Genomic DNA, 26,644 nt, shown 5'->3' on the forward strand with positions numbered 1-26,644 from the left:
GACTCTTTCCTGCACCTTAGAAGGTGAAGATAGCGTCGATGCCGTAGAACACACAGTCGTCATGCGTGCCTTCGGCGTATGGCGTGGCACCGTTGCCGTAGATGCCGTCGAACTTCTCGAAGCGAGCTTCTGGGCGAACGATGACGTTGGCGTTTGGCTTCCAGTTCAGGCCGATGGTGGTGGCGTAGTAGCTACCCGAGCCGTTACCGACGCGAGCACCGTCTTCGTCACAGAACCATTCAGCACGGATACCAGCCGACCAGCAGTCGTTGATTTCCTTGAAGAAGTACTGGTTAACACCGTACCAGTAAGCAGCTTCGCCAGGGATGTTCGTCTGAACGCCCAAGTCGTGCTGGAAGACGTAGCTGTAGCCACATCCGAGGTCATGAGTCAGCACGAAGCTGTTCATGTAGATGTTACCACCGTTGGTCTTACCCCAGTCACCGGCGTTGACGGCCCAAGTGAAGGTGGTGCTGTCGGACAGGTCGCGGCTGATACCACCGAGGAACGTCGCTTGAGCTTCCCAGTTGTCGAAAGCCGTGTCCCAACCTTGAACGTAACCGCCCCACAGCGTGGTGTCTTCAACACCGCTGTAGGTAGCGAGGATACCGCCGTGGGTGAACGGCTCGCCGTAGTTCATCGTGTAAGCGTAGCTGTAGAAGAAGTTGTCCGGAGCGGTAACGACTTCGTAACCAATGATGGTGTAGAAGTGACCGACCTTAACTTCCCAGTCGCCCCAAGCAGCGGTCAGGTAAGCTTGTGGAATGGCCGAACCGTAGAGGGCTTCGCCAGCGTTGGTCGTAGCCGAGTTCCACTGGTTGTCCCAGCGATAACGGTCGCCGTATCCGAAAGCTTGCGTGTCTGGACCGTCAGCACCCCACATAGCGTCAACTCGGTAACCGAGGTCGAAGCAGTAGGTTTCAGCGTCAGCGGCCTTTTCAGCGTACAACCAAACTTGGTTCACGGTCGGAGCGTTGGAGATTTGACGGAAGGCAACCGGGGCATTTCCGTTGTTGGTGTTCACACCACGGAAGTTGCCATAGTAACCAGCCGAAACCCAACCGCCGATGGTGACACCGCAGTCGTTTTCGCCAAACAGGGTCCAAGCGTCGCCGTGTTCGCAGCAACCGAACCAGTCCATGCCACCACAGCAGCAATCGCTGTAGCAGCCACAATCCGAACCACAGGCCGGAGCGGCATCGCAGCCACAGGCTACGTCCGTCGCACAACCGCAATCGGAAGCGATTGCGTTGTAGCTCACTTGGCTGGCATCATAAATACCAGCTTCCTGAGCCGAAGCGACGGTCGAACCGCCGACCATCATTGCGGCTGCCAACATGGCGGCCTTCCAATCCATTTTCATTGTAAAACTCCCTCCAATTCCCAGGAATTCGTGAGCGTCCATAACGCGAATTACCCAACCCGCCGCTCGGATGCCTTAACGCCCGTGTCCATCGGGGCGGGTAAAAAACTTACGCATCCCCATCGAACCTCTTTTATGACCTTCTTAGTGACTCGCCGGTCAGGGCGAAACCAGGAGGTCTATCGCCGCCAAGGGGCACGACAGGAGGTGCGTAGCGTCTCGCAGCTAGTCCAGGTTTAGTTGGTTTATCGATACAGACGCTGTGGAAATTCAGTCCGCTATATTCAGCCCCGTAGCTTTGCCATATCCGTAAAGTTGGCCTGTATTGCCTATGTTGATATTAGGGAGGCCAATTGGCACCATTTGGCTTTCGAGAAGGGCCAATGGTGGGGAATATGGCGTTGGTGAGATGTACAGATGTCGATTTGAAGCGTCCTAAGTCGACAAATCCCTTGAGTTATGGGCATAGTTCGGTAACAATCAATCTTATTAAGGAATGCAGCCAGCTTTCTCAGCCACAAACTCCTCTGTGCCGGCTCATCGTTTCGTTCGGAAGGTCTATTCGTATGAACAGTTATGTCTCTCGCGCGACGAAAGTACGTCGCGGTTTCACGCTCGTGGAGCTCCTCGTCGTTATCGCGATCATCGGGATTTTGGTTGGTTTGACCCTGCCAGCGGTTCAGATGGCTCGTGAGGCCGGTCGACGTGCTGAGTGTCAGAATAATTTGAAACAGATCGGTTTGGCCCTGATCAACTTCTCGACGGACAAGCAGCTTCTGCCGGAAGCCGTGGATGCCAATGGCTATTCATGGATCGCGAAGATCTTGCCGCAGTTGGAACAAAACAACCTGGCCGAGAGCTTCAACATGAATGTTCCAGACGTTCCGCCTGCGAACCGAACCGCTTTGTCGACGCAGTTGGAAATGTTGAAGTGCCCTTCTGATCCTGAAAACGACAACCTGACGCCTGTGGACGGCATTGGCATCACCAACTACGCCGGGGCGGAAGGGTTTATTTCCGCGGTATCGAATCAGCAATTCAACCGAAATGAGACCGACGCCGTCACAGGCTCGCTCACGCGGCCGGCATTCTTTGCGACCTCAAGCAATCCAGACTACCTCGGCAAAAAGGTCGACTTGGGTGGCATTTTCCGACCGGCTTACCCAACCAACTTGGCGAAGGTAACCGACGGCCTATCCAACACCGTCATGGTGGCGGAAGTGACCGCGGCTGGGTTCACCGGTGGCGTGGATACCCAAACCGATTCCGGCGAGTCGGCGTTTATTACCTCGGGCCGAGCAAGAGCCGCACTGGTGGGACGTTATCCGACGTCATCGCAGTTGCCATCTTCTCACTCGGGACTTACGGACGCTTCAGGATACAGGCCTGACGGTACCAACGCACCGGCGACCTCGCTATTCGCTCCTGTCTTCATTTCGCAACAGGCGATCAACTCGAATTCGCAGTCGGCTTGCACGCCTCACAACGTCGAGCAGTGCGTCTTCGGCGACGGTTCGGTTCATGCCATTACGCTGACCATCGACCGCGACGTCTGGATCCAACTGACGGCCATGGCCGACGGCACCGTGATCAACGGTTCGTATTAAGCGATCGTCGAACAAAAGCCAAGTAAAAACGGTTGCGATTCATCGCACCCGTTTTTTTTGTTTCTTGAGGCTTTAATTTTTTTGGCTTAATAGGCCTTGGCGATGACCATCCGCCGGGATACTTCCTGGCCGGTGAACAGGCACTTGCCTGGTTCCTCGTCGCCGTCTACCGGAATGCAACGAGCGGTTAACTTCAGCTTCTTGAGTTCCTCCTCGACTTCCTTCACGTCCGCACAGTGGACGTGCGCGAAGCCACCATGGATCTCTGGCTTGTCATCGCTTTTAGGGGTGAACCACTTCTTGAGTTCTTCGAGCGAGTCGATCTTCCGCGAGTTGTCCTCGCGTAGCTTCTTTGCTTTCTCGAATAAGCCGTTCTGAATCTCGGTCAGAGTGGCGGCAACCTCCGACACGAACTGATCGACGGGGATCCCTTGCTTGTCTTTTGGGGTTTGATCTCGGCGACCGACGAAAACGCTGCCGGAGGCCACGTCGCGCGGTCCGACTTCAACGCGAATCGGCACGCCACGCTTGATGTGATACCAGGTCTTTTCCCCGCCTCGCAGGTCACGATCGTCCATTATCACGCGAACGGGTGCGCCGTCGTACGACTGCGCTTTGAGTTTGGCTTCCAGGTCATCGCAAAACGCGAGAACCGCGGCTTTCTCTTCGTCGCTACGATAGATGGGCAGAATCACGACGTGCTTGGGTGCCAAGCGTGGGGGAACCACCAGACCGTCGTCGTCGCTGTGGGTCATGATCAGACCGCCGACCAACCGGGTAGAAACGCCCCACGACGTCGTCCAGGCGAATTCCTCGGTTCCTTCGGCCGACTGGAACTTGATTTCCTGGGCTTTCGAGAAGTTCTGTCCCAGGAAGTGGGACGTGCCGGCTTGCAGCGCCTTGCGGTCCTGCATCATGGCCTCGATGCTGACGGTCATGTCGGCGCCAGGGAAGCGTTCCCACGAGGGCTTCTCTCCTTTGATGACCGGCATGGCCATGTAGTTTTCAGCAAAATCGGCGTAGACGTCGAGCATCTGGCGCGTTTCAAACAGGGCTTCTTCCTTGGTGGCATGAGCCGTGTGCCCTTCCTGCCACAGGAATTCGGCCGTGCGCAGAAACATGCGCGTACGCAGTTCCCAGCGAACGACGTTGGCCCACTGGTTGATCAGAATCGGCAGATCGCGGTACGACTGAACCCACTTGGCGTACATCGCGCCAATGATCGTTTCACTGGTGGGACGGACGATCAATGGCTCGTCCAGCTTGCCGGCGGGAACCAGCCCTCCATCGGGGCCAGGTTCCAGGCGATGGTGCGTGACGACCGCACACTCCTTGGCGAAGCCTTCGACGTGCTCGGCCTCTTTCTCCAGGAAACTCATGGGGATAAAGAGGGGAAAATAAGCGTTCTCGTGGCCCGTATCCTTGAACATGCCGTCGAGAACTTTTTGCATGTTTTCCCAGATGCCCCACCCCCATGGTTTGATCACCATGCATCCCCGCACGGGGGATACCTCGGCCAGATCAGCGGCCTTGATCACCTGTTGATACCACTCGGGATAGTCCGCTTCGCGAGTCGGGCTGATTGCGTTCTTGGGCGCCTTGGCCATCGGGATCCCTATGTTCCTATGTCTTTAATGAGGGCAAGTTTGCACCATTGGATGGATCGGCATTCTAAAAAAATCTATCAACTGGGGACAGCCGAGGTAGGCATGTGGTTCCATGCAACTCCATTTGCGGGTCCTTGTTGAGAAAGTGGGGTGTCTCTAGAATCGCCTCCAACCTTCTCTCTGGGGGAAACGATTTGCGGAAAAGCAGCAATTAAAACAGATAAGATAGGACCAGGAATGGCCAGAAGAAGCATTACTCAGTTGGGCGAAAACGAGAGCATCAACGAGGTTTACGTCGCTTCCAGTAAGCAGCTTCGTCCCAATCGCCAGGGCAACCTCTACCTGCAAATGCAACTTTCTGACAAATCGGGTGCCGTCAACGCCATGATGTGGAACGCCAACGAAGGCATCTACAAGCGTTTCGAAGATGGGGACTACATCCGAATCCAAGGGACTTCCCAGTTCTACAATGGGGCCATGCAGGTCATCGTCTCGCATATCGAGAAGGTCGATGCTCGCGATGTCGATGAGTCCGATTTCATGCAGGTCAGTCCCCAACGCATGGACGACATGCTGAAGGAACTGGCCGAGCATTTGCGGGCAATCCGCAATATTCACCTGCGGAATCTGGCGGAATGCTTCCTCATCGACGAGGCCCTGATCGCTCGCTTCCGCAAGTCGCCGGCCGCGGTGAAGAATCACCATGCCTACGAAGGTGGTTTGCTGGAGCACGTGGTCAATCTGATCAAGGTCGGCAAGGCGATCGTCCCGTTCTATCCGCAGGTCGACGAAGATCTGCTGGTGATGGGAATTCTCTTCCACGACATGGGCAAAGTCGACGAACTAAGCACCGATAAGGGGCTTGCTTACAGCGACGAAGGCCAGTTGATTGGCCACCTCGTAAGCGGTGTGAGCATCGTCGATCGCTTGACCAAGGAAGCCGAGAAACTGGCCGACGAACCTTTTCCGGAAGAGTTGGCGCTGCGAATCAAGCACATGGTGGTCAGCCATCATGGGAAGCTCGAGTATGGCAGTCCGAAGGTTCCAATGACGGCGGAAGCACTCGCCTTGCATTACATCGATAGCCTGGATGCCCACATGCATGGCTTCGATAAACTGCTGGCCGATGACGTGAACACCGACAGCCGCTGGACGACGTACAGTCCGCAATTCGGTCGAAAGCTCTACAAGGGTGGCGGCGAAGCCTAACAGAGCCCTGCCCGACGTTGATTCGTTTTCAACGACATCTTTTCCACGAGGGACAATTGTCGATGCAATGTCGATAATTTTGGGCTCCCTCATGGCTATCATGCGATAGCTAGAACCCGAATTCAAGCGATAATCCGCTTCCATTTTGGTTGGGGTGATGTTTTAAGTATCATTTTTGCAGTGACTTACGTCAATTGATTGGCCGGGATGGCTGAAACCTTAGCGTGCAGGTCGACAATCATTGGCTTGCGCCAGATTTATCAGACCTTTACGGCCCATTCACTCCATCTCAACGATTGTCTGTCATAAATTCTAATGTTCCGAAAGGTTTCCTTAAGCTATCATCACAACTTTGCAGGATCGCATCGAGTTGTGATGGCCCCACACGCACAGCTAAGCCTTTCGAGTCCCTCAGAACTTCGATCAGGATGGAGCCTGTCAGATTATGGGTGCCATGTCGCGCAATCGAGATCGGGTTAGAACGTTATTCTTCAGCGATCTTCACTTGGGTTGTCCTTATGCCCGAGTCGAACCCTTCTTGGATCTGCTGAATCAACACGAACCACAATACATCTACATTGTGGGAGACTTCATCGATGGATGGCGTCTTCGCAAGCGTTGGCACTGGGAACCGGTTTACAACGCCATCCTGAGCCGCTTGTTCGAGATGTCGCAGACCGGGACGAAGATCTTCTACACGCCGGGCAATCACGACGACTTCCTCCGCAGTTTTCGCTTCAAATTTGATTTCGTCGAGATCGCCGACCAGTTCATCCACCACTGCCCTAATGGCCGTCGAATCCTCGTCACCCATGGCGATAAGTTCGACCAGGTCGAAAAGAAGGCCAAGTGGATTTCGGTGATGGGCTCGTTTCTGTACGACTCGATCTGCTGGGCCGACGAGCGGGTCAATCGTTGGCGGCGGCACTACAAGCTCAGCCGCTGGCCTTTGGCGGCTTCCATCAAGAAGAACGTCAAATCGGCGGTTCAGTTCGTCAGCGACTTTGAAGACAGCCTGATGTTGCATGCGAAGTCGCTTGAGTGTCAGGGAGTGATTTGCGGTCACATCCACACCCCGATCGTCGTCGAAAAACATGGCATTACCTACTACAACACCGGCGACTGGATCGAAAACAGCACCGCCTTGTTGGAATACGCCGACGGGCGTTATGAAATTATTGACGTGCCGCATGAAACCAATCGGGATGCCGCCCAGGTAATCCCCTTGGATCCAGCTGAGGTCGAACGACGCCGACAGGAACTGATGGCCGCGGCGCTCGGCGTCGACCTGCGGGGATCGGATGAAGCCCCCGTCCTGGCAGTTCCTTTCCATGCTGACGAGAACATGTAACAGCGTCTTCCAAGTTTCAAGGATGAACCTCGAATTCATGGGAATTGTCTTGTCTCGCAGCAAGAACTAAGCATATACATTACAATCACTGCTGACGCAGCGACATTTGAGCGGAGTACTTTACGGGGTTGAGGATCAATCCTGCTGAGCTTCGCCGAGAGATTCTTCCCCAAGCAATTATGGCGAAAATCTTTTACAGCATGTCGGGTGAAGGGCGTGGACACGCGGCCCGAGTTCGGACGATGACGGAGCATCTCCGCCACGAGCATGAACTGGTCCTTTTCGCGCCCAACGAAGCTTACGACTTCCTCGCCCCGATCTACAACACGCCCGATGTACCTGGCGTGGAAGTTCGCAAATTGCCGGGGCTGAAGTTTTACTACACCAAGCGGCGGCTCGATCTCTCGAAATCGATTTACCAGGGACTCAAGTTCCTGGGACAATTGAATAAGAACATTCGAGAAACGACCGAGATCCTCAAAAGCGAGAAGCCTGATCTGATCGTTTCCGATTTCGAGCCGATCCTGCCCAAAGCGGGTCGCAAGTGCGACATCCCCGTGGTCAGCCTGAATCATCAGGACTTCCTGCTGGCCTACGATTTGTCGTCGCTACCGGCCAGTTTGCAGTGGTATGCATGGGCCATGGGGTTCGTCGTCAAGGCGCATCATGTCGAGAAGCAAGCGACGGTCGTTTCGTCCTTCTTCACGCCGAAGCTTCGCCCTGGCTACAACGACGTCGTGCAGGTTGGTCCCCTGCTCCGCCCCGATGTGTGCCAGGCACGGCCATCCGAAGAAGGTTTCATCCTGTCGTACGTCCGTAAAGCAACGACCGACGACACGCTCCAGCTACTGAAGTCGTGCGATCGACCGGTGAAGGTCTACGGCCTGGGCAAGCGTCCCGACGACGGTCCGTTGACCTTTCATGAAATTGATGAGCAAAGATTTACAGACGACTTTATTCACTGTGACGCGTTGATCGGCGCCGCAGGCAACCAGTCGCTCGGCGAGGCGATTTACCTGGGCAAGCCCGTGTTGGCCCTGCCTGAGTCCTCGCACCACGAGCAGATGATCAATTCCCACTTCCTGAAAGAGATGGGGGTGGGAAGCTGGACGGCGATCGAGACGTTCGCCAAGTCCAACCTCGTTTCGTTCCTCGATGGACTCTCGAAGTTCCGCGAGAACCTTGCCCAATACCGGGGGCAAACCAACGGCAATCCTCCGGCATTGGCTGCCATTCGCAAGCATCTGCCGTCGACGACATTGGTATAAGAGCCTGGTCTGGCGATTGGCGCCGGATAAGAATTTGAGCCAGGCTCGTGAAATCAATTCTCTCTAAATCGCCGTCAGGGCGATTCTTATGATTGCTCGCTCGATAGGCGAGCCGTAAACTTGGATTATGGAAATAGAAGAAATCGAAGCAAAGTTACTCAGTCACGTTAACGCACCGAATTATCAACCGGTCAAACCAAAAGTCATCGCCAAGAAGTTGGGCCTTACCGAGGACGATCGGAAGCCCTTCAAGCGAGCCCTGAAGCGGCTCATTCGGAAAGGATTGGTTCGCTACGGAGCCAATCATCTGGTGAAAAAGCCCTCGGCGGAGGATGGCGATAAGCGAATCGTCGGCCGCTACCAGCGCAACGCCAAAGGTTTTGGATTCGTCCGTCCACAAGGGGTTGCCGCCTCGAAAGGACGCGAAGCCGACATCTTCGTCCCTCCGCGACGCGGGATGGATGCCGCCACTGGCGACCTCGTCATGATCCGCACTTACCTGGGGCGTGGTCCCGGCGGCGATCAGCGCCTGTGTGGTGAAGTGGTCGAGGTGGTCGAGCGCGAAACGCATTGTTTCGTCGGCACCTATTATGAAATCCACGGCATGGCCCTGGTCCAGGTCGATGGTCGTATCTTCGCCGAGCCGATTCCTGTTGGGGATCCCGGGGCGAAGAATGCTCAGCCGGAAGACAAAGTCGTCATCGAAATGGTCCGCTTTCCTTCCCATGCCCACGACGGCGAAGCGGTCATCGTGGAAGTGCTGGGCAAACGGGGCGAACCAGGCGTCGACTTGATGTCGATCATCGTCGAATACGACCTGCCGCGCGAGTTCCCCGAAGATGCCCTGGAGGTGGCCCGCGAACAGGCCGAACTGTTCGACGAGTCGATCCCCGAAGGGCGTCGCGACTTCACCCCTGACACGGTCATCACGATCGACCCGATCGATGCCCGAGACTTCGACGATGCGATCAGTCTGGAGCGGCTGGACAACGGGCACTGGATCCTGGGCGTACACATCGCCGACGTCTCGCACTTTGTCCCCGAAGGAAGTGCGCTCGACGTCGAAGCTCGCAATCGCGCGACCAGCGTCTACCTGCCCGACAAAGTCATTCCGATGTTGCCGGAGACGATCAGCAACAACCTGGCCAGCCTGCAGCCTGACAAGGTTCGCTACACGCGAACGGCGATCATCGAGTTCACCCCGGAAGGAGCCCGGGTGAACTGTGAAGTTTGCAAAGGAGCGATCCGCAGCAAGCGCCGCTTCGCCTACGAAGAGGTGGACGAGTATTTGGCCGATCGCGAGCCCTGGAAAGAGAAACTCACGCCGGAGGTCTTTAGCTTGCTCGGTAGCATGCACGAACTGGCGATGATGCTCCGCAAGCGTCGATTCGCTCGCGGTAGCATGGAACTGAGCATGCCGGAATTGAAGCTCGACATCAATAAAGATGGCGAAGTGATTGGTGCCCACACGGTGGAAAACACCGAGAGCCATCAAATCATTGAAGAGTTCATGCTCGCGGCCAACGAAGCCGTGGCCGAAGCCCTGTTCGACCGCGAGCTCTTCTTTTTGCGTCGTGCCCATGCTTCGCCAGATCCCAAGAAGCTGGCCGACCTGACCGAGTTCGTCCGCGATCTTGGTATCGAGTGCGAAAGCCTGGAAAGCCGGTTCGAGATCATCCGAGTCTTGAACGAGGTCAAAGGCAAGCCGGAGCAAGCCGCCGTCAACTATGCCGTCCTGCGAAGCATGCAGAAGGCCGTTTACAGTCCCGACGAGATCGGCCACTACGCCCTGGCGAGCGAGCATTATTGCCATTTCACCTCGCCAATTCGCCGCTACCCCGACCTGACGATCCATCGCATGTTCGACCAGATCGAGCATGGCGTGCGTCCGCCGCAAGACTTCGGCCAGATGCAGCTTGAAGGAGAGCATTGCAGCGAACGCGAACAACGCGCGGCCGATGCCGAACGGGAACTGGTCAAGATCAAACTGCTCACCTACATGAGTACCCGCATCGGCGAAGAAGTCAACGCGGTGGTTACCGGGGTCGAGTCGTTCGGGCTGTTTGTCCAGGCACTGGAAATCCCGGCCGACGGTCTGGTGCGGATCGATTCGCTCAACGACGACTTCTACCGTTACGATGCCACCACCCATAGCCTGGTCGGACATCACGAGGGGAATTCGTTCCGGCTGGGGGATGTGCTGACGGTGCGAATTGCCCGGGTCGACCTCGATCGACGCGAACTTGATTACCAGTTCGTCGAAAAGACCGGCGAACAGAGTACCAAGCAGCCTGCCAAATCACTTGGCGGACGCTCTGGCGGTGGCAAGTTCAAGCCGAAGGTCCAAAGCTCGAGCATGAAGTTCTCGACCCAGTCGAGTCGGCCCAAAAAAGGCAGCCGGAGTGCCGACAAGGGCAAAGGGGGCACCACGCCGTCACGCCCGAAGAAAGAGAAACGCTCGAAACGACGGGGGCGGTAACCCTTTTCAGGCGGTTCTTGTGAGTTTCTTGCTGGTCGGTAATACTTGCGGGTCGGTATTCGTTTGATTTTCCCATCTAGATGAACGACCCATTCCATGACCCATCCCTGGATTGCCCAGCGTACGGCTTCTTTCGATTCGAGCGGAATCCGTAAGGTTTTCGACCTGGCGGCGAACATGACCGATCCGATCAATCTGTCGATCGGCCAGCCTGACTTCGATGTCCCGCAGGAAGTCAAAGACGCGGCGATCGATGCGATCCAAGGGGGCAAGAATGGCTACGCGCTGACCCAGGGCATGCCCATCCTGCGAGAAAAGCTGCAAGCCCAGATCAACGACGAGTATGGCCATGCCGACCGCAAGGTCTTCGTTTCGTCCGGAACCAGCGGTGGGCTCGTGTTGTCGATGCTGGCCATGGTCAACCCCGGGGACGAGGTGATCATCTTCGATCCCTATTTCGTCATGTACACTTCGCTAGTCAGGCTGGTTGGGGGTGTGCCGGTCGTGCTGAGCACCTACCCCGACTTTCAGATCGACGTGCAGAAGGTGGCCACTGCGATCACCGACAAGACGAAGCTGATCCTGCTCAACAGCCCCGCGAACCCGACGGGCGTGGTTGCCAAGAAGGAAGTCGTCCAGGCCGTTTCCAAGCTGGCCCAGGAAAAGAACATCGCCATCGTCTCGGACGAGATCTACCGCGTGTTTACCTACGACGACAGCTTTTGCTCGCCGGCGACCTACAACGAAAACACGATCGTAATCGATGGCTTCTCCAAGAGCTACGGTATGACCGGTTGGCGATTGGGTTTCGTGCACGGACCTTCGGCGGTGATCGATACGATGATCAAACTGCAGCAGTACACGTTCGTGTGTGCTCCGCAGCCGGTCCAATGGGCCGGGGCCGCGGCCATGGAAGTCGATATGTCTTCACACGTCAAAGACTACGGCAAGAAGCGTGATCGTTTGATCGATGGCATTTCGGACCTTTACGAGATCACAAAACCGGGGGGCGCGTTCTACATCTTCCCGAAGGCTCCTTGGGGAACCGGGACCGAGTTCGTTACCAAGGCGATCGAGAACAACCTGCTGATCATCCCCGGCAACATCTTCAGCAGCCAGGACACGCACTTCCGCATCTCGTACGCAGCTTCCGACGAAACGATCGATCGTGGAATCGAAGTGCTAAGAAAGCTGGCCCAAGAAGGAGGCTAGTTCTTCCGCCCTTGGCTATGAATGGTCGCCCCCTTGGGGCTATCACGATCAAGGCGGCCCGCGTTCGTTGGCCGTTTCGACTTGCTGTGTTTCCATCTCGGACGCCATGTCCGCGTGGACACGCTTTTCGATCACGCGAAGCACGCGTTTGCGTCGTGTGGGCGTGATGATCTTTTTGGTTTCGACTCGGGAGATTACTTGGGGCTGCGTTTCGCTTTCGGATTGTTCTTCGCTGGAAGCCTGTTCGACGGGTGCGTTGAGTTCCTCTTCCAGCGCATCGATCTCGGCCTGTTTCGCGGTGATCTCCTCGATCAACTGCAGGTTGAGCTTTTTCATGCGGTAGAACATCCACGCGTACAATCGTGCGGCTTCGTACGTGAGGGGCTCGCGCAGCGGCTGCCGCAGCCGGTAACGCTTTCGTTCCTCGTAACGCGTCACGGCGTCGCGCTCGCGGGGCTCGCGGTATTCGCCTGAATCACTTCGCGAACGCTTGGGCGTTAGGCCGTTGGGGACCAGGGGAGGATCGATTTCGGGGAACTCGTACGCCGCGACCTCCGGATCGATTTCGACCACGATGCTGTCGGCCCGGTAGTGGGGCCGGTCGGGGTCGAACGCTTCGTCAAGCGGCTCCTTGCTAGGAACGTCCTTCGCCATCGCAGCCTGAAACGCGGCTTCTTCCTGGGCCTCTTGCCGACGAATGATTTCGTTGAGCGTGGCCGATTGGGGCCGCGGCGTTCGTTTCGGAGGGGCCATCTTCGGCGGCCAGAATTTTTTTGGCTGCGACTCGTTGGCCGGCTCTTCCTGCAAGACCATCAACACTTCTCCGCAGCAAGGGCAGAGCAGTCGGTTCCCCTCGCGCACGGCAACCTGCGGAGCGTGCGCTCCGTGTTTTTCAGGTTGTGAGGCGTGTTGATGGGACATGACGGTATTCGTGTGTTGAAGGTTTGCGTACCCACGCGGACGCGGGCATGGCACCCGGAAGCAAGATAGCTTCATCGGGTGTACGTGCAATTTAGAGGACTAGCGCTTCAGTGAGATAGTGCGCGCGGGAAAAATTTTTTTGACCACGGATTACGCGGATATCACGGATGGGAATGAATCGAGAACGGGTACCAACTTCGCACTGCCGGGGGCGGCAGTGGCACCCACACACCATTTCTCTTCTATCCGTGTTCATCCGTGCCATCCGTGGTTGGTCTTCTCCTTTTGCATTTGAGAACGGGTTCCCGGTTTGCCCCCTCACCCTAACCCTCTACCCCGTAGGGGCGAGGGGAGTGGAATGGTTGCGTTCGAAGGTTTTTTCTCGTTGTCCGGCCGATCATCTCTACTGACGAACTTTTCCTTCTGCTTGCTTCGGGGACGTAACTTTCCTACGCTACGGGAAAGAAATAACGCCTGGCGCGAGCGGCATTTAGCTCGGCGTAATGGATTCCTGATTCGGCGGCTAAAGACTTCTCTGGCATGGCATCACCATTCGACTCGGCGCGAAACGACTTCACTCCGTTGTGGGCAACTCCTGTGCGCCGCAATTGGATGGCCGCATTTCTTCTTTTCTGCATGCTCGGCACGACCGGTTGTTCCGGCTGCTTGCAACCTGCCGAGACGCTGGAAGAGCGTCAGGAGCGGCTCAAAAAGGAAGAAACCAAGGACGACTTCGAGCCCCCCAAGCTGAACGTCTTGCCTTCGGACGATCGCCGCACGCAGCTCAATCGCGTCAAACCGGGGCACTGGGTCAACGTCAGCACGCTGATGAAGGCCAACAACTTCGACTTCCGCGGAGAGCTTTACGCGTCGACGGTCGACTCGAACAATCGTCCCGTGCCGATTACCGACACCGACTACTATTTCTCGGCGACACGCCCTTTGGCGCTGCCCAAGGGGCAAGAACGCTGGTCTGATCTGCTGTTCTACCCGCCCCTTTTCGACCACAACATTTCGCAAACGCGGCTGTTTGCCTGCGATCTTCGTCCCGTGGGCGGAGGTCGCCCGGTGTTGGTCGATCGCCTGGCCACCACGCGGATGCATCCGCAAGAGTATTACCTGGTGGTGCTGGCAAGTGCTTCGGACGAGTACCAGTTTTTGGAAGTGACCGACGTCGTTCGCCCGCTGCATCCGCCGCTGGCGCAGTCGGAAACGGCTCCGCATTATCGGCTGGTTTTGCCGAAGACGGTCGATCGCGTTTCGGTGCCGGAGAACTCGATGGCCTGGACGTCGATCGCTTACGTGTTTTGGGATGGGATCGATCCGGAACTGCTGTCGCTCGATCAACAACAGGCCATGGTCGACTGGCTGCACTTTGGCGGGCAGTTGATCATCAGTGGGCCGGACTCGCTCGACCGTTTGAAACTGAGCTTCCTGGGGGACTACCTCCCGGCTGACGACGCCGGCAGCGTGGAACTGGGGCAAGATCGGTTCCAAGAGTGGAACGATGAATTCGTAAGGACCGAGCGGATCTACGAGAGCAACAAGTGGCAAGACCTGCGCTACGAGGTCGACCTGCGTGCTGGGGCTCTGCGTGGCTCGGATTTGAAGCTTCGCCCGGAAGGCCAGTTCATTCCCAAGACCGGTGACCTGGTCGCCGAGCGGCGCGTCGGACGAGGACGGATTGCCGTCACCGCGTTTCAGATCCGCTCGCCGGACATCTCTCGCAACTGGAAGAACTTCGATTCGTTCCTCAACGGCGTGCTGCTACGAAGACAACCTCGAAAGTTCATCAAAACCGATGACGAGCAACCGGTCAACGCTTGGGCGGAAACCTTTGGGGTGAACGACCCACGCCTGGTGACGTCGCTTCGCTATATGAGCCGCGACCTGGCAAACCTGATGCCTGCCTATCAGCAGCGCGATGCCAACCTGCTAAAGAAGCTCGCACCGAGCGAGCCGGAAGCGGAAGCGAGCGATGTAGTCGAAGAAGAGCCGGAATCCGACCAGCGGAAGATTGACGATCTGGAGGCCCAAATCCGTCAGACCGAACGCGACTTGAATATCGATGCCTTTGCCGGTTTCGCCTACGACAACCAGTCCGGCGTGGCCGGGTGGAGCGATTCCAGTGGGGTCTCGAGTGCGGCCCGAGCTTGTTTGCGGGACGCGGCTGGTATCAGCATTCCTAACGGCAACTTCGTCCTGAGAGTGACCGCCGGGTACCTGCTGGTGTTGGTGCCGCTGAACTGGCTGGTCTTCTGGATGATGGGGCGAGTGGAGTGGGCCTGGATCGCGGCTCCGGTGATTGCCATCATCGGTGCCGTCTGCGTGATCAAGCTGGCCGAACTCGACATCGGGTTTGCTCGCAGCCGTACGGAAATTGCTTTCCTGGAAGCTCACGCAGGCTACCACCGGGCTCACCTGACCCGGTTCACTTCGTTGTACACCTCGCTGAGCACGACGTACGACATGACTTTCTCGGAATCGACCGCGGTGGCCCTTCCATTCGGCCGCGGAGCCGATGCGTTCAGCACGCAGTCGCGCCGCTTTGGCGAAGGGACCAGCGAAGTTCGCTATCACCAGGAAGGGGGCGATATCCAACTGAGCGGCGTTCAAGTTGCCTCGAACTCGTCGACCATGATCCACAGCGAGTATTTCCTTTCGACGTCGATCGAGCCGATGTTCCAGTGGAACACCGACACCGCCGGGGCTGGCACGCTGGAATACGCCTCGACGCAGACGCTGCACGACGTGGGAGTCATTCGCCGCAATGCCCAGTCGAACCAAATCGAAGTGGCCTGGCTGGGGGACCTGGAACCGGAAACGAAGCGTGACATTCGCTTCGGCAAGGTCAACGACGAGTGGCTTCTGTTCGATCAGTGGACCGAGTCTCCGGTCCTTTCGCTGACGCCGACCGAAGGCGAGGTCAACTTGCGGCATCTGCTGAATACGGTGAAAGACGTTCGACAACTGAAAAAAGGGGAGACTCGCTTGATCGGTTGGACCGAAGAGGACATGCCTGGCATGACGATCACGCCGGCGGCCAACCAACGCACGATCCGCACGATGGTGGTTGCCCACCTGCAGCACGCCGCTTTGCCGGAACCCAAGGCCGATGCGAATACCCGCCGCTTCCTGGGACAGGAACCGGCTCAGATCCCGTCGATGGAACTCGACGCCATCGACGCGTTATAATTTTTCCCAAGCACCTTCAGGACGTACCTCGATGATTGAATTAGTCGACTTCGGCAAAGACTATGGCGATTTCACCGCAGTCAAGTGCCTGAACCTGAAGATCGACGCTGGCGAGATGTTCGGCTTCATCGGCCCTAACGGTGCCGGCAAAAGCACGAGCATCCGCTTCCTGGCCACGCTGCTGAGGGCATCGCGCGGGCAAGGCTTCGTCAACGGATTCAACGTCGCCGATCAGCCGATGGACGTGCGACATAGCGTGGGATACATGCCGGATAACTTCGGCGTGTACGACGGCATGAAGGTGTGGGAGTTTCTCGACTTCTTCGCCGTCGCCTACAAGATCCCCCGCAGCCGCCGCAAAGCGGTCATCACCGACGTGCTGGAACTGTTAGACCTGACGCACAAGCGCAACGACTTTGTGAACGGCCTGTCACGCGGGATGAAGCAGCGGCTGTGCCTGGCCAAGACGCTAGTGCACGATCCACCGGTGCTGATTCTGGACGAGCCCGCCAGCGGCCTCGACCCCCGGGCACGTTTGGAAGTGAAGGCACTGCTTAAAGAACTTCGCAAGATGGGGAAGACGATTCTCATCTCGAGCCACATCCTCACGGAACTGGCCGACTGCTGCACGTCGATCGGAATCATCGAGCGGGGCGAACTGCTGATGAGCGGCAGCATCGAAGAAGTTTACCGCCGCATCCGCAAAAACCGGATCATCAACATCAAGTTCGTCGACGGCATGGACGCCGGCCTGTCGATCATCCGCAGCATGCCGGAATGCGTCGACGTCGACGTCGACCGAGGTCAGGTCACGTGCGAATTACAAACCGACGACCAGGGAGTCGCCTCGCTGTTGAAGAAGCTGGTCGACAACCAGATCAACGTGCGAACCTTCGCCGAGAAAGATCCGACGCTGGAAGACGTGTTTATGATGGTGACCAAGGGGTTGGTGACCTAGCTGAAGATTTTTTAGCCACCGAGGACACAGAGACCACGGAGAGGAAGAGGGATCAACCACGGATTACACGGATGAACACGGATAAGAGGAGGAAAGAAATAGGCTGTCACTGCCAACTCGTCAAAAAGTGGCACACTCTTTCAAAAGGTCCTTCCCCTCCGTGGTCTCTGTGGCTAACCCCTTCTTACATCAAGATAATCTGCGGCGAGTCCCCTTCTTGATCGCGGCGTTCCCATTCGCGGCGGACTTCGCCCAGGCCGTAGGCGCACAGCTCGAATTCGTGACTCAGTTTGTTGAGTAGTTCGGCTTCGTTGTCGGCGTGTTCTTCGGCCGACAGTTGGCTCGCTTTCGAGTAGGCCTGTTTGCCGACGACCCAGTAGTTGAGCAGGTGGTCTTTGCGATCGGCCTTTTGCATCCGGGTCAGACTTTCCGGGTAGACGCCGCTCCAGAAGAGCAGGAAGTCCCCCACGTGCTGGTGAACGGACTGCTTGGCCTGGCCGATGCGGGCTTCGGCTTCGATCAGCATATCGGCCACTTCGGTCAGCGGTTTGCCGGTCAAACTGCGAACCTTGAAGACCATGTCGCTGTGAATGAATCGGGTCAGAAGCCCGGTTAGATAGTCGATCAAATCGGTATCCGGAACGCCGAGCTTGGCCTGAAAGGTCTGCTCGGTGATGCCTGCAAAGAAGCGGTGCATCTTGGTGCTGTCATCGTCGGCATGCATGGTTGGTTCCCCTCCCGTACAGTGAAGTCGGTCAGCAAAACCCGTCAGGCACTTGGCTTAGGTGCCAAGCGATTGTGCAGTCGTGGTTGCCCGAAGGGTGAAGTAATGTCCACACGCATGATGGGGCAAGGTGCGAACGGTGCCCCAATTGGCTCCCTTTCGCAAACGCTCTAAAGCTACATTAATTTCGGCTAATAGTCTGAGTCAAGTTCAGTAATTCGCCTAATACCATTGTAGCTCGAAAACGGCCAGAGGGTAGCTTTGGATTGCCGAAGAGAGAAGAGGGAACTAACCACGGATTACACGGATGGTCACGGATCAGAAGCAATGAAAGGGGGACCACTCTCCCCGAATCTTATCTGTGTTCACCCTCGTAATCCGTGGTTAAATCTCTTTCTCAGATGAGTCTTAACCGTTCAGGGCTTCCAGTAGCGAGTCGGCGTAGTCGCCCACTTCCTGGATGACCTGCTCTTGCGGTTTGGTTTCCGCTTCGCACAGGCGGCGGACGATGGCCGAGCCGACGATTACGCCGTCGCACGCTTCTTTGAGCATGTGGACGTGTTCCGGCTTGTTGATGCCGAAGCCGATGCAGATGGGCAGATCGGTCTGGCTTTTGAGCCATTTGACGTTGTCGACGATGTTCGTCGGCAGTTCGGTGCGTTCGCCGGTGATGCCAGCGACCGAGACGTAATAGATGAAGCCGGTCGACGTTTCGACGATCTTCTTGGCGCGTTCTTTGGAGGTGGTTGGTGTGACCAACTGAATCAGGCTGAAGTCACGCTCCTGGCACAGCTTGGCGAACGCGTCTGATTCTTCGACGAGCAAATCTGGCACAATCGCGCCGCTGACGCCGGCTGCCTGGGCCATGTCCAGGTACTTCTCAGGGCCATGACGGTGAATGATCGCGTAGCTGATCATCGTGACTACAGGACAGGGAAGGTTTGGCGTGACGCTGCCGATCGTTTCAAGGATCGACTTCAGCTTGATCTTCTTATCAAGTGCCCGCGTGTACGAAGCCTGAATGACCGGTCCGTCGGCGATCGGATCGCTGTAAGGAATCCCCACTTCGCACACGGCCGCCCCACGCTTGCCCAGTTCGGTCAGTGCCGCGGCGGTGATCTCCAACGAAGGATCGCCTGCGGTGACGAACGGAACTAGCGCTTTTTTGTTTTGCGAACGCAGGGTTTCAAAAGCTCGATCGACGGCGGACATCGGGGCGTAACCTTTGTTGGTGATTGCTGAGTTTTGACGAACGTGTGCCACTGGCTTCTAGCCAGTGCCTAGTGCCATCCGAGTACCCACTTCACACCGGCCAGTGGCACACGGATCGAGCCTAGTTCTTGGATTAATACTTCACGCCTTTGAGGCGGGCGATCTCGGCGGCGTCTTTGTCTCCGCGGCCAGACAGGCACACGAGGACGACCTGATCCTTTGGCATCTTGGCGGCCACTTCCATCGCTTTGGAAATCGCATGCGATGACTCCAACGCCGGCAGAATACCTTCGGCAGCGGCCAGAGCATCGAAGCCTTTCATCGCGTCGTCGTCTTCGCAGCATGTGTACTCGACGCGGCCGGTCGCTTTCCAGTAGCTGTGTTCGGGGCCAACGCCGGGGTAGTCCAGGCCGGCCGACATCGAATGGACGTCGCACGTCTGGCCGTCTTCGTCCTGCATGACGAAGCTGTAACTGCCATGCAGCACGCCAGGTTCGCCATAGGTGAGCGGCGAAGCGTGATCGCCGGCGCTGGGGCCGCGTCCGCCAGCTTCGACCCCGATCAGCTCGACCTCTTTGTCTTCCACGAATGGGTAGAACATGCCCGCCGCATTGCTACCGCCACCGACGCAGGCGACCACTTTGTTGGGTAACTTTCCGAGGCGGTCGAGACTTTGCTGCCGGGCTTCTTCCCCGATCACGGCTTGGAAGTCACGGACGATCCGCGGAAACGGATGCGGCCCGACGACGCTACCCAGGATGTAATGCGTGTCTTCTACCGACGCCATCCAGTCGCGCATCGCTTCGTTGATGGCGTCGCGCAAGGTGCGCGAACCGGTGGTCACGGGACGAACTTCCGCTCCGAGCAGCTTCATGCTGAAGACGTTGGGGGCCTGACGGCGAATGTCTTCTTCCCCCATGTAAACGACGCAGGGGATGCCGAAGTGAGCACACGCCGTTGCCGTGGCGACGCCGTGCTGGCCCGCGCCCGTTTCGGCGATGACTCGCTTCTTGCCCATCCGCAAGGTCAGCAGCGCTTGCCCGAGCGTGTTGTTGATTTTATGCGCGCCGGTGTGATTGGTGTCTTCGCGCTTGAGCCAGATCTGGGCACCACCGACTTGCTGGCTCAGCCGCTGGGCATGATAGAAAGGGGACGGACGCCCGACGAAGTCTCGCAACAGGCCCTTCAGCTCTTCGAAAAACGTCGGGTCTTTGACGGCCTTTTCGTATTCGGCCGTGAGTTGGTCGAGAGCCTGGGTTAACGTTTCAGGGACGTATCGCCCCCCGAACGGACCAAAGCGGCCAGCAGGATCAGGAACATTACGACTGGCGGTACCTAGACTTTCCATCAGCGGATCCATGTGTCACGATTTGGGGAATGACGTCGCAAGGGGATCGCTCCCTTTATGCGACGCAGGTGCCTGCGTGATAAACCTTTGAGTATCCGGGCAACCTGTAAGGGGGTCAAGTGGACGCGATAACCGCGATCGGGCTCGAAACCTAACGGAGATCAACGCATTGCCGGAACTTCCTGAAGTCGAAACGATGCGCCGGGGCGTTTTGGGCCTTGTTGGCGGGCGAATCGAGACGTTTGAAAAACTTCCCTGCCAGCGACGACCGATCGGCATTACCCCCACCGCTGGAGTGCTCCGTAAGAAGCTCGTGGGGCGAACGATCCAGCGCATCGATCGGCTCGGAAAACGGGTTCTTCTGGTCCTGGACGACCAATCACGGCTCATGTTCGAGCCTCGTATGACTGGGTTGGTTCTCATTTCCGATCCTCCGACACACGATCACCTGCGCGTGCGGCTGACCCTCACCGGCACCACGCACCGAGAGCTTTTGTACTGGGACCGTCGCGGGCTGGGATCGGTTCGGTGGTTTTCGGCCGAGCAATTTGCAAACGAATTCCACCAGGGTCGGCTCGGGCCCGATGCCCTGGACGTCGACGCAAGCACCTTTCGCGAGAAGTTTTCCTCCACGCGGCAGCCGATTAAGGTCGCACTGCTCGATCAACGCCGGATTGCGGGCATTGGGAATCTTTACGCGTCGGAGATCCTGCATCTGGCGAAGGTCCATCCAGCCAAGCCGTGCAATCAACTTTCTGCCCAGGCCTGGAAGCGGATTCATGCGTGCATGGTCGAAGTGCTGGAACTGGCCATTCGCTACGAGGGATCGACCTTAAACGACGGGACCTATCGGAACGCGCTCAATCAGAACGGCAGATATCAGAACGAGCATCGCGTGTATGCCAAGCAGGGAGAAGTATGCCGTTCGTGCGGTAAAGCGGTGATTGTGCGGACGGTCCAGGCACAGCGTGCGACGTTTCATTGCCCCCGCTGTCAGAAGGGGAAATAGGGGGGAATCGACATTTCCATTGTTTTCACTAGGTAAGGTCGGTAAGAATAGTAGTAGTGCGCTCCTCATTTGTCTCTCCCTTCCTGGAGGTCCTTCCATGCCCAGTCGTCTTCCCCTGGTTCCCCCCAATCGCCGCGATTTTCTGCAAACGGCTGCCGCCACCACGGCGGGACTCGCCCTGGGTGGCACTTCGCTATTCGCCGCGGATGAAACCGCCAAGCAAGATACGCCTGAGTCCCTCGTCAAGGTTCTGTACGATTCGCTGAGCGAGAAGCAGAAGAAAGACGTCACGTTCGAATGGGATCACGAAACGGTATTCCAAGGGAAGCTGCGAACGCACGTCGAAAACAACTGGCACATCGTCGATCAAACGATCGCCGGAAATTATTACACCAAGGATCAACAGCACCTGATTCGACAAATCTTCGTCGGGATGGTCAACCCGGAATGGGTCGAGAAGTTTGATCAGCAGTTAAAAGACGATGCCGGCGGCTTCGGCAAGCAGCAGAACATCGCCATCTTCGGCAAGCCAGGCGAAGGCAAGTTCGAACTGGTGATCACCGGTCGTCACATGACGATGCGCTGCGATGGCAACTCGGCCGAACATGTCGCGTTTGGCGGACCGATCTTCTACGGTCACGCGGCCAAGGGCTTCAACGAAAAGCCGGACCACCCTGGCAACGTCTTCTGGCATCAAGCCAAGGCTGCCAACAAGGTGTACGAGATCCTCGACGGCAAGCAGCAAGAGATTGCGCTGGTGAAGAAGAGCCCGATCGAACAGGAAAACAGCTTCCAAGGCCCCGATGCCAAGCTTAGCGGCATCAAAGTGGGTGACCTGTCGGACGACCAAAAGGAAGCCGTGCAGAACGTCCTGAAGCTGCTGATCGAGCCGTATCGCCAAAGCGATCAGGACGAAGTGGTTGCCTGCTTGAACAAGTACGGCGGCCTCGACGCGTGCCACCTGTCATTCTACGAGGACTCGGACTTGGGCAACGACAAGGTGTGGGACAACTGGCGGCTGGAAGGCCCCAGCTTCGTCTGGTACTTCCGTGGCAAGCCGCATGTTCACTGCTGGGTGAACGTGGCGGACTCGCACAAAGTTCCATTCAACGCTGCCTAAGCAGGATCTGTCTGTGACGCCAGCTGTGCGAACCGTTTGTTTCACTTTGGCGGCAATGTCGTGGATGATATTGCCGCTGTGGGCTCAACCGAACGATCCTCTTCGCGATCAGTCGACCGATCGGCTTGAACTGAAAGACGGTACGCAGCTGCAGGGCATGCTTCTGGACGAGTCACCTCGGAATCTCGAGTTTCTCGAGATCAACCGCCCGCCTGGCAAACCGATGTTTGCCGTCATCCACACGATTAGCGCGAACAATAAGAAACGCGTCGACAAAGTCTCGGGCGAAGATCGCCAGAAGTTGGAGAAGCTTGTCGACCGTTTGCGGAACCATACGCAAATCCGCGCCGCGGCGAAAGACTCGCTGACGCTCAAACGCACGAAGTCCGCGATCCTCGAGACCGATCAGGTCTGGGAGTATCGCGGGGATCGCTTCATTTTGATCAGCCCCTTGGACGAAGACACGACGCGAACGTTCGCCGTTCGTGTGGACCAGATCTTTCAGGCCTTCGAACATTGGCTGCCTCCCAAGCAGAAGCCGAACAGCCCGATTCAGATCGTGCTGTTCTATTCGATCGACAGCTATTCTGCCTATTTGAAGAAGATCGGCCTGCAGATTGACAACCCGGCCGTTTACGTGCCGCATACCAACCAGGTTCTGATCGGTTCCGACCTGGGTTCTTTTCTGGCACGATTGGAAGTCGCCAGCGCCGGACACCAGGCCATGCTCGACCAGTGGGCCGAGCGGGAAAAGAGGCTGCCGGACGACTTGAACCAGTTGGCCAAGCGACTGAAGGAAGCTGGCTGGTCACCTGATGCGGTCATTACGGAAGTGCAAACGCGTCGGGAAGCATGGCAACGCGACTTCAAGAAAGCGCAGGGACAAATTCAGGTCGTCGATCGACGCAATCAATCCATGCTCGACACGATGATGAACCAGGCCACGCAGCACTTGTGCCACGAATCGTTTCACGCGTATGTCGAGAACTATCTCTACCCGCAAGGCGAGTACGAGGTACCCATCTGGCTGAACGAAGGCTTGGCGCAGCTGTTTGAACATGCCCAGTTTGAAAACGGCACGTTCCGAATCGACCTCCCTCCGCAAGAGCTCCTCGCCAGCTTGAAGGACCGGCTGGAGCGCGATAACGGTTTGAGTCTGCAACGAATTCTGCAAACCGAAGCAGGCAGTTTCATCCTGTTCGAGAACCTGCACGAAGGGCGGCTTGATTACGACGTTGCCTGGGGATTGGCCTGGTACCTGGTGTTTCAAAAGCAGTTGTTCGCACCGGGCAATCTGGATCGCTACGTGCACAAGCGCAGCCAGCCTGCACCGACCGTGGAAGAGACCTTTGGCGAAAGCGTTTCTCGGGTTCAAGCCGAGTGGGTCGCGTTCATCCGCCAGTTGGATTCGTAATGTCGTTTACGACGTCTGTTCGACCAGGGCCTCGCCCAGGGTCCGCTTGATCGACTCGAGACGCTCTTGGTCGAAGATCTTATGCCCTTCCGAATCGGTGACGTAAAATACGTCGACCACTTGATCCAAATGCGTCGTGATGCGGGCTACGTGAACGCTCAGGCCGATATCGTAAAGCAATCGCGAAATCTGATAGAGCAGGCCTTGGCGGTCCTGGGTAAAGATCTCGACGATCGTGTATTGTTCGGCCGTTTCGTTGTCGATTTTGATTTCCGTGGGAATCGGGATCGCTTCTTCGGCCAGCCGCTGATTGCGAGAGGTCCAGGTCGTGGTGAACGTGGGAGCCTGGTCCTCCGTGGCGGTCAGGTATTTGCGGATACGCTGGCAGATGTCTTCCATGCGTTCGGGAGGCGACTGGCCATCGTGATCTTGATCCTGCACGAAGTAACGATCGAGCACCAACCCATCGGCCAGCGTGTTGATCTCGGCGGCCAGAATCGTCATGCGTTGGCTGGTCACGGCGGCGGTCAGACGGTGGAAGACACCCTGCATCAGGGCTTCGCGTGTGCCGATCGTGATTTCCAGCACGCCGCGATCTTCGCGGTACTGACACGCGACCATCGGCGAGTCGTCCTTCATCGCGTGAAGCTGTTCGAGATCGCTGATAATCTGCGTGGCAGGCGTTTCCTGCAGGAATCCTTCCGGCAGCGAATCGATGACGTGACGGTACCATTCTTCGTTCTTATGCCCACGAACGAGCGATGCCAGGCGATCGAGTTTCGCACGCCGCTGGGCGACCGTATCGACCGTATCGTCCCCGCCCAGGTTCTGCATCGATCGGCGGTACAGATCGGTCAGGACCCTTACCTTCCAGTCGTTAAGCGTGCCAGGTCCGACGCCGGCGAAATCGGCACAGGTCAGCACGAACAGCATTCGCATCCGCTCGGCAGGACCGTTCTGCATGGCGAAGCTGAGAACCAACTGTTCGTCGGACGTGTCGCGGCGAAACGCCAGGTGGGACATCGTCAGGTGATGCAGCACCAGGTGCACCAGCGTTTCCTTATCTTGCGACGAGAGCCAAAAACGATCGGCCACGTCCTCGGCAATGCGTGCCCCGACGATGCTGTGATCTTCGGAGAACCCTTTCCCCAAGTCATGAATCAGCAGGGCCAGGTGCAGGAGCCACTTCTTTTTGATTTTCATGTAGACGGCCCCCAGCGTGTCGTCCCGTTCGAGAAACTGGGTGGCGCACTCGACCGTCTTGATGCAATGCGCGTCGACGGTGTACTTGTGGTACTGATTGAATTGCAACAGACACCGCGCATGGGCCATGCCCGGCACGATCTTTTCCAGTAGCCGCAGTTCGTGCAAACGGCGCAGTAGTTCGCCCAGACGACCGGGCTCGGACAGAAGCGTCAAAAACGCCCGGCGAATCGCCTCGGTCATTTCGACTTCGCCTTGTCCCTGCATCTTGCTACGGATGACTTCCCAGGTCGGGTGATCGATCTGCCGACCAAATCGGCTGGCCGCTATCATTAATTCCAGCACTTGATCAATCTGGCCGGCTTTATGCTGTTTCCATCGCTTGGAAGTGCTGATTCGATAAGGGCTCACATGAAAGTCCCGATCGACGCGGCGAGTCATGATCGGGCCAAAGATTGTGGTAATGGGTGACTGAGGTCGAATCGAGGCGATGAAGTGCCGGGCCGCGTCGCGCACGCCGCCCGTTTGCTCGAAATAGGTCTGCATGAACTGCTCGACCGGCAACAAACCCGCGGTGCCTTGGAAGCCGTACAATTCGGCGATCCGAATCTGCTCGGCCCGGTCCAACAAGTCGGACGACTTGCCGGCGTGGAAGTGAAGTTCGTTTCTGAGCCGCAGCAGATACTCGCGGGCGTCGCGTAGGCTCTTGCGATCGCGATCGGAAATCGCACCGATGCGGTTGAGCGCGTCGACTTCGTTTTCGCCATACTTGGCAAAACCGAGCCACCGCACCATTTGAATTCCGCGCAAGGTGCCGCTCGAGCGTTTAATGTTGGGTTCGAGCAGGTGAATGATCTCGCCGTACTGCGCGCGTTCTTCGTCCCGTGCATTCATGATCGCGCGGTAGAGGCCGCGGAAATTGCGTTTCGCCCGGCGGCGAAAGGGTTCCGCAAAGTCGCGAAACAAACTGACGCTGCCTGCGAGATATCGGTTCTCAGCGAGCGAAGTGAAGATCGTCGCATCGGACAAGGCAGCCGAAACGGCCTGCTTCGGCGTTCGAAGGCTGTGCCCCAGTATCAAACCGACGTCGAACACGTCTTGCTGGAGCCGCTTGGTGAACTGAATCGCCGGCTCGCGAAAGGTCGGCGAATGCATGATCATCAAATCGATGTCGGAGTACGGAGCCGTATCGCGCCGCCCGTAACCGCCGTGCGGCACGATCGTGATGTTGCTCAGTACCCGCTCGGCCGTAAACCCAGGCACATCCTCGGCCGCCTCATTGACCAGTTCCAGCAGGATGGCATCGAAGCAATCGGTGATTTGCGCGCAAAGCTGCACGCCTGGCGTACCGGCCTGATGTTGACGTTTAAGTTTCTCTCGGTCTGCCGCGAGCTTCTGTTTTGCCGCGATTACCGATTCACGAAGGCGCAGTGCTGCCATGAAA

At 57.2% G+C, this 26,644-nt stretch carries 18 protein-coding genes; 11 read left to right on the forward strand and 7 right to left on the reverse strand.

Going from position 1 to position 26,644, the window contains the following annotated elements; translation table 11 throughout:
• Nucleotides 1-16 precede the first annotated feature (16 nt).
• The gene (locus Pan97_RS08770; protein WP_165698666.1) at nt 17-1,363 is read right to left on the reverse strand and encodes a porin; all 1,347 of its coding nucleotides are present in this window, start codon (nt 1,361-1,363) and stop codon (nt 17-19) included.
• 566 nt (nt 1,364-1,929) lie between these two features.
• On the opposite strand from Pan97_RS08770, the gene Pan97_RS08775 reads away from it, so the two are divergent.
• Nucleotides 1,930-2,970 carry a DUF1559 family PulG-like putative transporter gene (locus Pan97_RS08775; RefSeq protein ID WP_165698667.1) on the forward strand — a complete coding sequence of 347 codons (1,041 nt, stop codon included), beginning with the start codon at nt 1,930-1,932 and terminating at the stop codon, nt 2,968-2,970.
• Nucleotides 2,971-3,056: 86 nt separating this feature from the next.
• Here the strand turns inward: Pan97_RS08775 and proS are convergent, their stop codons facing one another.
• Complete coding sequence (gene proS / locus Pan97_RS08780) at nt 3,057-4,577, reverse strand: proline--tRNA ligase (RefSeq protein ID WP_144971719.1); 1,521 nt, start codon at nt 4,575-4,577, stop codon at nt 3,057-3,059.
• A 237-nt stretch (nt 4,578-4,814) separates the two neighbouring features.
• Here proS and Pan97_RS08785 point away from each other — a divergent pair, with 237 nt between their 5' ends.
• From Pan97_RS08785 to Pan97_RS08805, 5 genes are all read left to right on the forward strand, one after another.
• Nucleotides 4,815-5,786, forward strand: coding sequence for a 3'-5' exoribonuclease YhaM family protein (locus tag Pan97_RS08785; RefSeq protein ID WP_144971720.1), 972 nt, complete (start codon nt 4,815-4,817; stop codon nt 5,784-5,786).
• A gap of 454 nt (nt 5,787-6,240) precedes the next feature.
• Complete coding sequence (locus Pan97_RS08790) at nt 6,241-7,137, forward strand: UDP-2,3-diacylglucosamine diphosphatase (RefSeq protein ID WP_144971721.1); 897 nt, start codon at nt 6,241-6,243, stop codon at nt 7,135-7,137.
• 179 nt (nt 7,138-7,316) lie between these two features.
• On the forward strand, nt 7,317-8,405 hold the full coding sequence (locus tag Pan97_RS08795) for a glycosyltransferase family protein (RefSeq protein WP_144971722.1): 1,089 nt from the start codon (nt 7,317-7,319) through the stop codon (nt 8,403-8,405).
• A gap of 127 nt (nt 8,406-8,532) precedes the next feature.
• Nucleotides 8,533-10,884: a ribonuclease R gene (gene rnr, locus Pan97_RS08800; protein WP_144971723.1), complete on the forward strand. Its 2,352-nt coding sequence runs from the start codon at nt 8,533-8,535 to the stop codon at nt 10,882-10,884.
• A 96-nt stretch (nt 10,885-10,980) separates the two neighbouring features.
• Nucleotides 10,981-12,096, forward strand: a complete 1,116-nt coding sequence (locus Pan97_RS08805) for a pyridoxal phosphate-dependent aminotransferase (protein WP_144971724.1) — start codon at nt 10,981-10,983, stop codon at nt 12,094-12,096.
• A 48-nt stretch (nt 12,097-12,144) separates the two neighbouring features.
• Here the strand turns inward: Pan97_RS08805 and Pan97_RS08810 are convergent, their stop codons facing one another.
• On the reverse strand, nt 12,145-13,017 hold the full coding sequence (locus tag Pan97_RS08810; RefSeq protein ID WP_144971725.1) for a hypothetical protein: 873 nt from the start codon (nt 13,015-13,017) through the stop codon (nt 12,145-12,147).
• Between the two features lie 540 nt (nt 13,018-13,557).
• On the opposite strand from Pan97_RS08810, the gene Pan97_RS08815 reads away from it, so the two are divergent.
• The gene (locus Pan97_RS08815) at nt 13,558-16,212 is read left to right on the forward strand and encodes a hypothetical protein (RefSeq protein ID WP_144971726.1); all 2,655 of its coding nucleotides are present in this window, start codon (nt 13,558-13,560) and stop codon (nt 16,210-16,212) included.
• A 31-nt stretch (nt 16,213-16,243) separates the two neighbouring features.
• Entirely contained in the window at nt 16,244-17,170 is a 927-nt protein-coding gene (locus Pan97_RS08820) for an ABC transporter ATP-binding protein (RefSeq protein WP_144971727.1), read from the forward strand.
• 184 nt (nt 17,171-17,354) lie between these two features.
• Here the strand turns inward: Pan97_RS08820 and Pan97_RS08825 are convergent, their stop codons facing one another.
• The 3 genes from Pan97_RS08825 to trpB all read right to left on the reverse strand — a co-directional run bounded on the left by Pan97_RS08825 (nt 17,355) and on the right by trpB (nt 20,454).
• The gene (locus Pan97_RS08825; RefSeq protein WP_144971728.1) at nt 17,355-17,894 is read right to left on the reverse strand and encodes a hypothetical protein; all 540 of its coding nucleotides are present in this window, start codon (nt 17,892-17,894) and stop codon (nt 17,355-17,357) included.
• Between the two features lie 408 nt (nt 17,895-18,302).
• Nucleotides 18,303-19,106, reverse strand: a complete 804-nt coding sequence (gene trpA, locus Pan97_RS08830) for a tryptophan synthase subunit alpha (RefSeq protein WP_144971729.1) — start codon at nt 19,104-19,106, stop codon at nt 18,303-18,305.
• A 133-nt stretch (nt 19,107-19,239) separates the two neighbouring features.
• Entirely contained in the window at nt 19,240-20,454 is a 1,215-nt protein-coding gene (gene trpB, locus Pan97_RS08835) for a tryptophan synthase subunit beta (RefSeq protein ID WP_196782328.1), read from the reverse strand.
• A 169-nt stretch (nt 20,455-20,623) separates the two neighbouring features.
• Here trpB and mutM point away from each other — a divergent pair, with 169 nt between their 5' ends.
• The 3 genes from mutM to Pan97_RS08850 all read left to right on the forward strand — a co-directional run bounded on the left by mutM (nt 20,624) and on the right by Pan97_RS08850 (nt 23,997).
• Nucleotides 20,624-21,463, forward strand: coding sequence for a bifunctional DNA-formamidopyrimidine glycosylase/DNA-(apurinic or apyrimidinic site) lyase (gene mutM / locus Pan97_RS08840; protein WP_144971731.1), 840 nt, complete (start codon nt 20,624-20,626; stop codon nt 21,461-21,463).
• Between the two features lie 97 nt (nt 21,464-21,560).
• Entirely contained in the window at nt 21,561-22,583 is a 1,023-nt protein-coding gene (locus tag Pan97_RS08845; protein ID WP_144971732.1) for a DUF3500 domain-containing protein, read from the forward strand.
• A gap of 13 nt (nt 22,584-22,596) precedes the next feature.
• Nucleotides 22,597-23,997, forward strand: a complete 1,401-nt coding sequence (locus Pan97_RS08850; protein ID WP_144971733.1) for a DUF1570 domain-containing protein — start codon at nt 22,597-22,599, stop codon at nt 23,995-23,997.
• A 6-nt stretch (nt 23,998-24,003) separates the two neighbouring features.
• Here Pan97_RS08850 and glnD read toward each other — a convergent pair whose 3' ends face one another.
• Nucleotides 24,004-26,640 carry a [protein-PII] uridylyltransferase gene (gene glnD, locus Pan97_RS08855; protein ID WP_144971734.1) on the reverse strand — a complete coding sequence of 879 codons (2,637 nt, stop codon included), beginning with the start codon at nt 26,638-26,640 and terminating at the stop codon, nt 24,004-24,006.
• Nucleotides 26,641-26,644 lie beyond the last annotated feature (4 nt).

It is taken from the genome of Bremerella volcania (assembly GCF_007748115.1).
Taxonomy (GTDB): domain Bacteria; phylum Planctomycetota; class Planctomycetia; order Pirellulales; family Pirellulaceae; genus Bremerella; species Bremerella volcania.

What these genes read in the sequence shown, in the direction of transcription:
- Pan97_RS08775 (WP_165698667.1), top strand. Translation starts at nt 1,930, where the DNA reads ATGAACAGTTATGTCTCTCGCGCGACGAAAGTACGTCGCGGTTTCACG.
- proS (WP_144971719.1), bottom strand. Translation starts at nt 4,577, where the DNA reads ATGGCCAAGGCGCCCAAGAACGCAATCAGCCCGACTCGCGAAGCGGAC.
- rnr (WP_144971723.1), top strand. Translation starts at nt 8,533, where the DNA reads ATGGAAATAGAAGAAATCGAAGCAAAGTTACTCAGTCACGTTAACGCA.
- Pan97_RS08770 (WP_165698666.1), bottom strand. Translation starts at nt 1,363, where the DNA reads ATGAAAATGGATTGGAAGGCCGCCATGTTGGCAGCCGCAATGATGGTC.
- Pan97_RS08790 (WP_144971721.1), top strand. Translation starts at nt 6,241, where the DNA reads ATGTCGCGCAATCGAGATCGGGTTAGAACGTTATTCTTCAGCGATCTT.
- Pan97_RS08820 (WP_144971727.1), top strand. Translation starts at nt 16,244, where the DNA reads ATGATTGAATTAGTCGACTTCGGCAAAGACTATGGCGATTTCACCGCA.
- Pan97_RS08845 (WP_144971732.1), top strand. Translation starts at nt 21,561, where the DNA reads ATGCCCAGTCGTCTTCCCCTGGTTCCCCCCAATCGCCGCGATTTTCTG.
- Pan97_RS08810 (WP_144971725.1), bottom strand. Translation starts at nt 13,017, where the DNA reads ATGTCCCATCAACACGCCTCACAACCTGAAAAACACGGAGCGCACGCT.
- trpA (WP_144971729.1), bottom strand. Translation starts at nt 19,106, where the DNA reads ATGTCCGCCGTCGATCGAGCTTTTGAAACCCTGCGTTCGCAAAACAAA.
- glnD (WP_144971734.1), bottom strand. Translation starts at nt 26,640, where the DNA reads ATGGCAGCACTGCGCCTTCGTGAATCGGTAATCGCGGCAAAACAGAAG.
- trpB (WP_196782328.1), bottom strand. Translation starts at nt 20,454, where the DNA reads ATGGAAAGTCTAGGTACCGCCAGTCGTAATGTTCCTGATCCTGCTGGC.
- Pan97_RS08825 (WP_144971728.1), bottom strand. Translation starts at nt 17,894, where the DNA reads ATGCATGCCGACGATGACAGCACCAAGATGCACCGCTTCTTTGCAGGC.
- Pan97_RS08785 (WP_144971720.1), top strand. Translation starts at nt 4,815, where the DNA reads ATGGCCAGAAGAAGCATTACTCAGTTGGGCGAAAACGAGAGCATCAAC.
- Pan97_RS08805 (WP_144971724.1), top strand. Translation starts at nt 10,981, where the DNA reads ATGACCCATCCCTGGATTGCCCAGCGTACGGCTTCTTTCGATTCGAGC.
- Pan97_RS08815 (WP_144971726.1), top strand. Translation starts at nt 13,558, where the DNA reads ATGGCATCACCATTCGACTCGGCGCGAAACGACTTCACTCCGTTGTGG.
- Pan97_RS08795 (WP_144971722.1), top strand. Translation starts at nt 7,317, where the DNA reads ATGGCGAAAATCTTTTACAGCATGTCGGGTGAAGGGCGTGGACACGCG.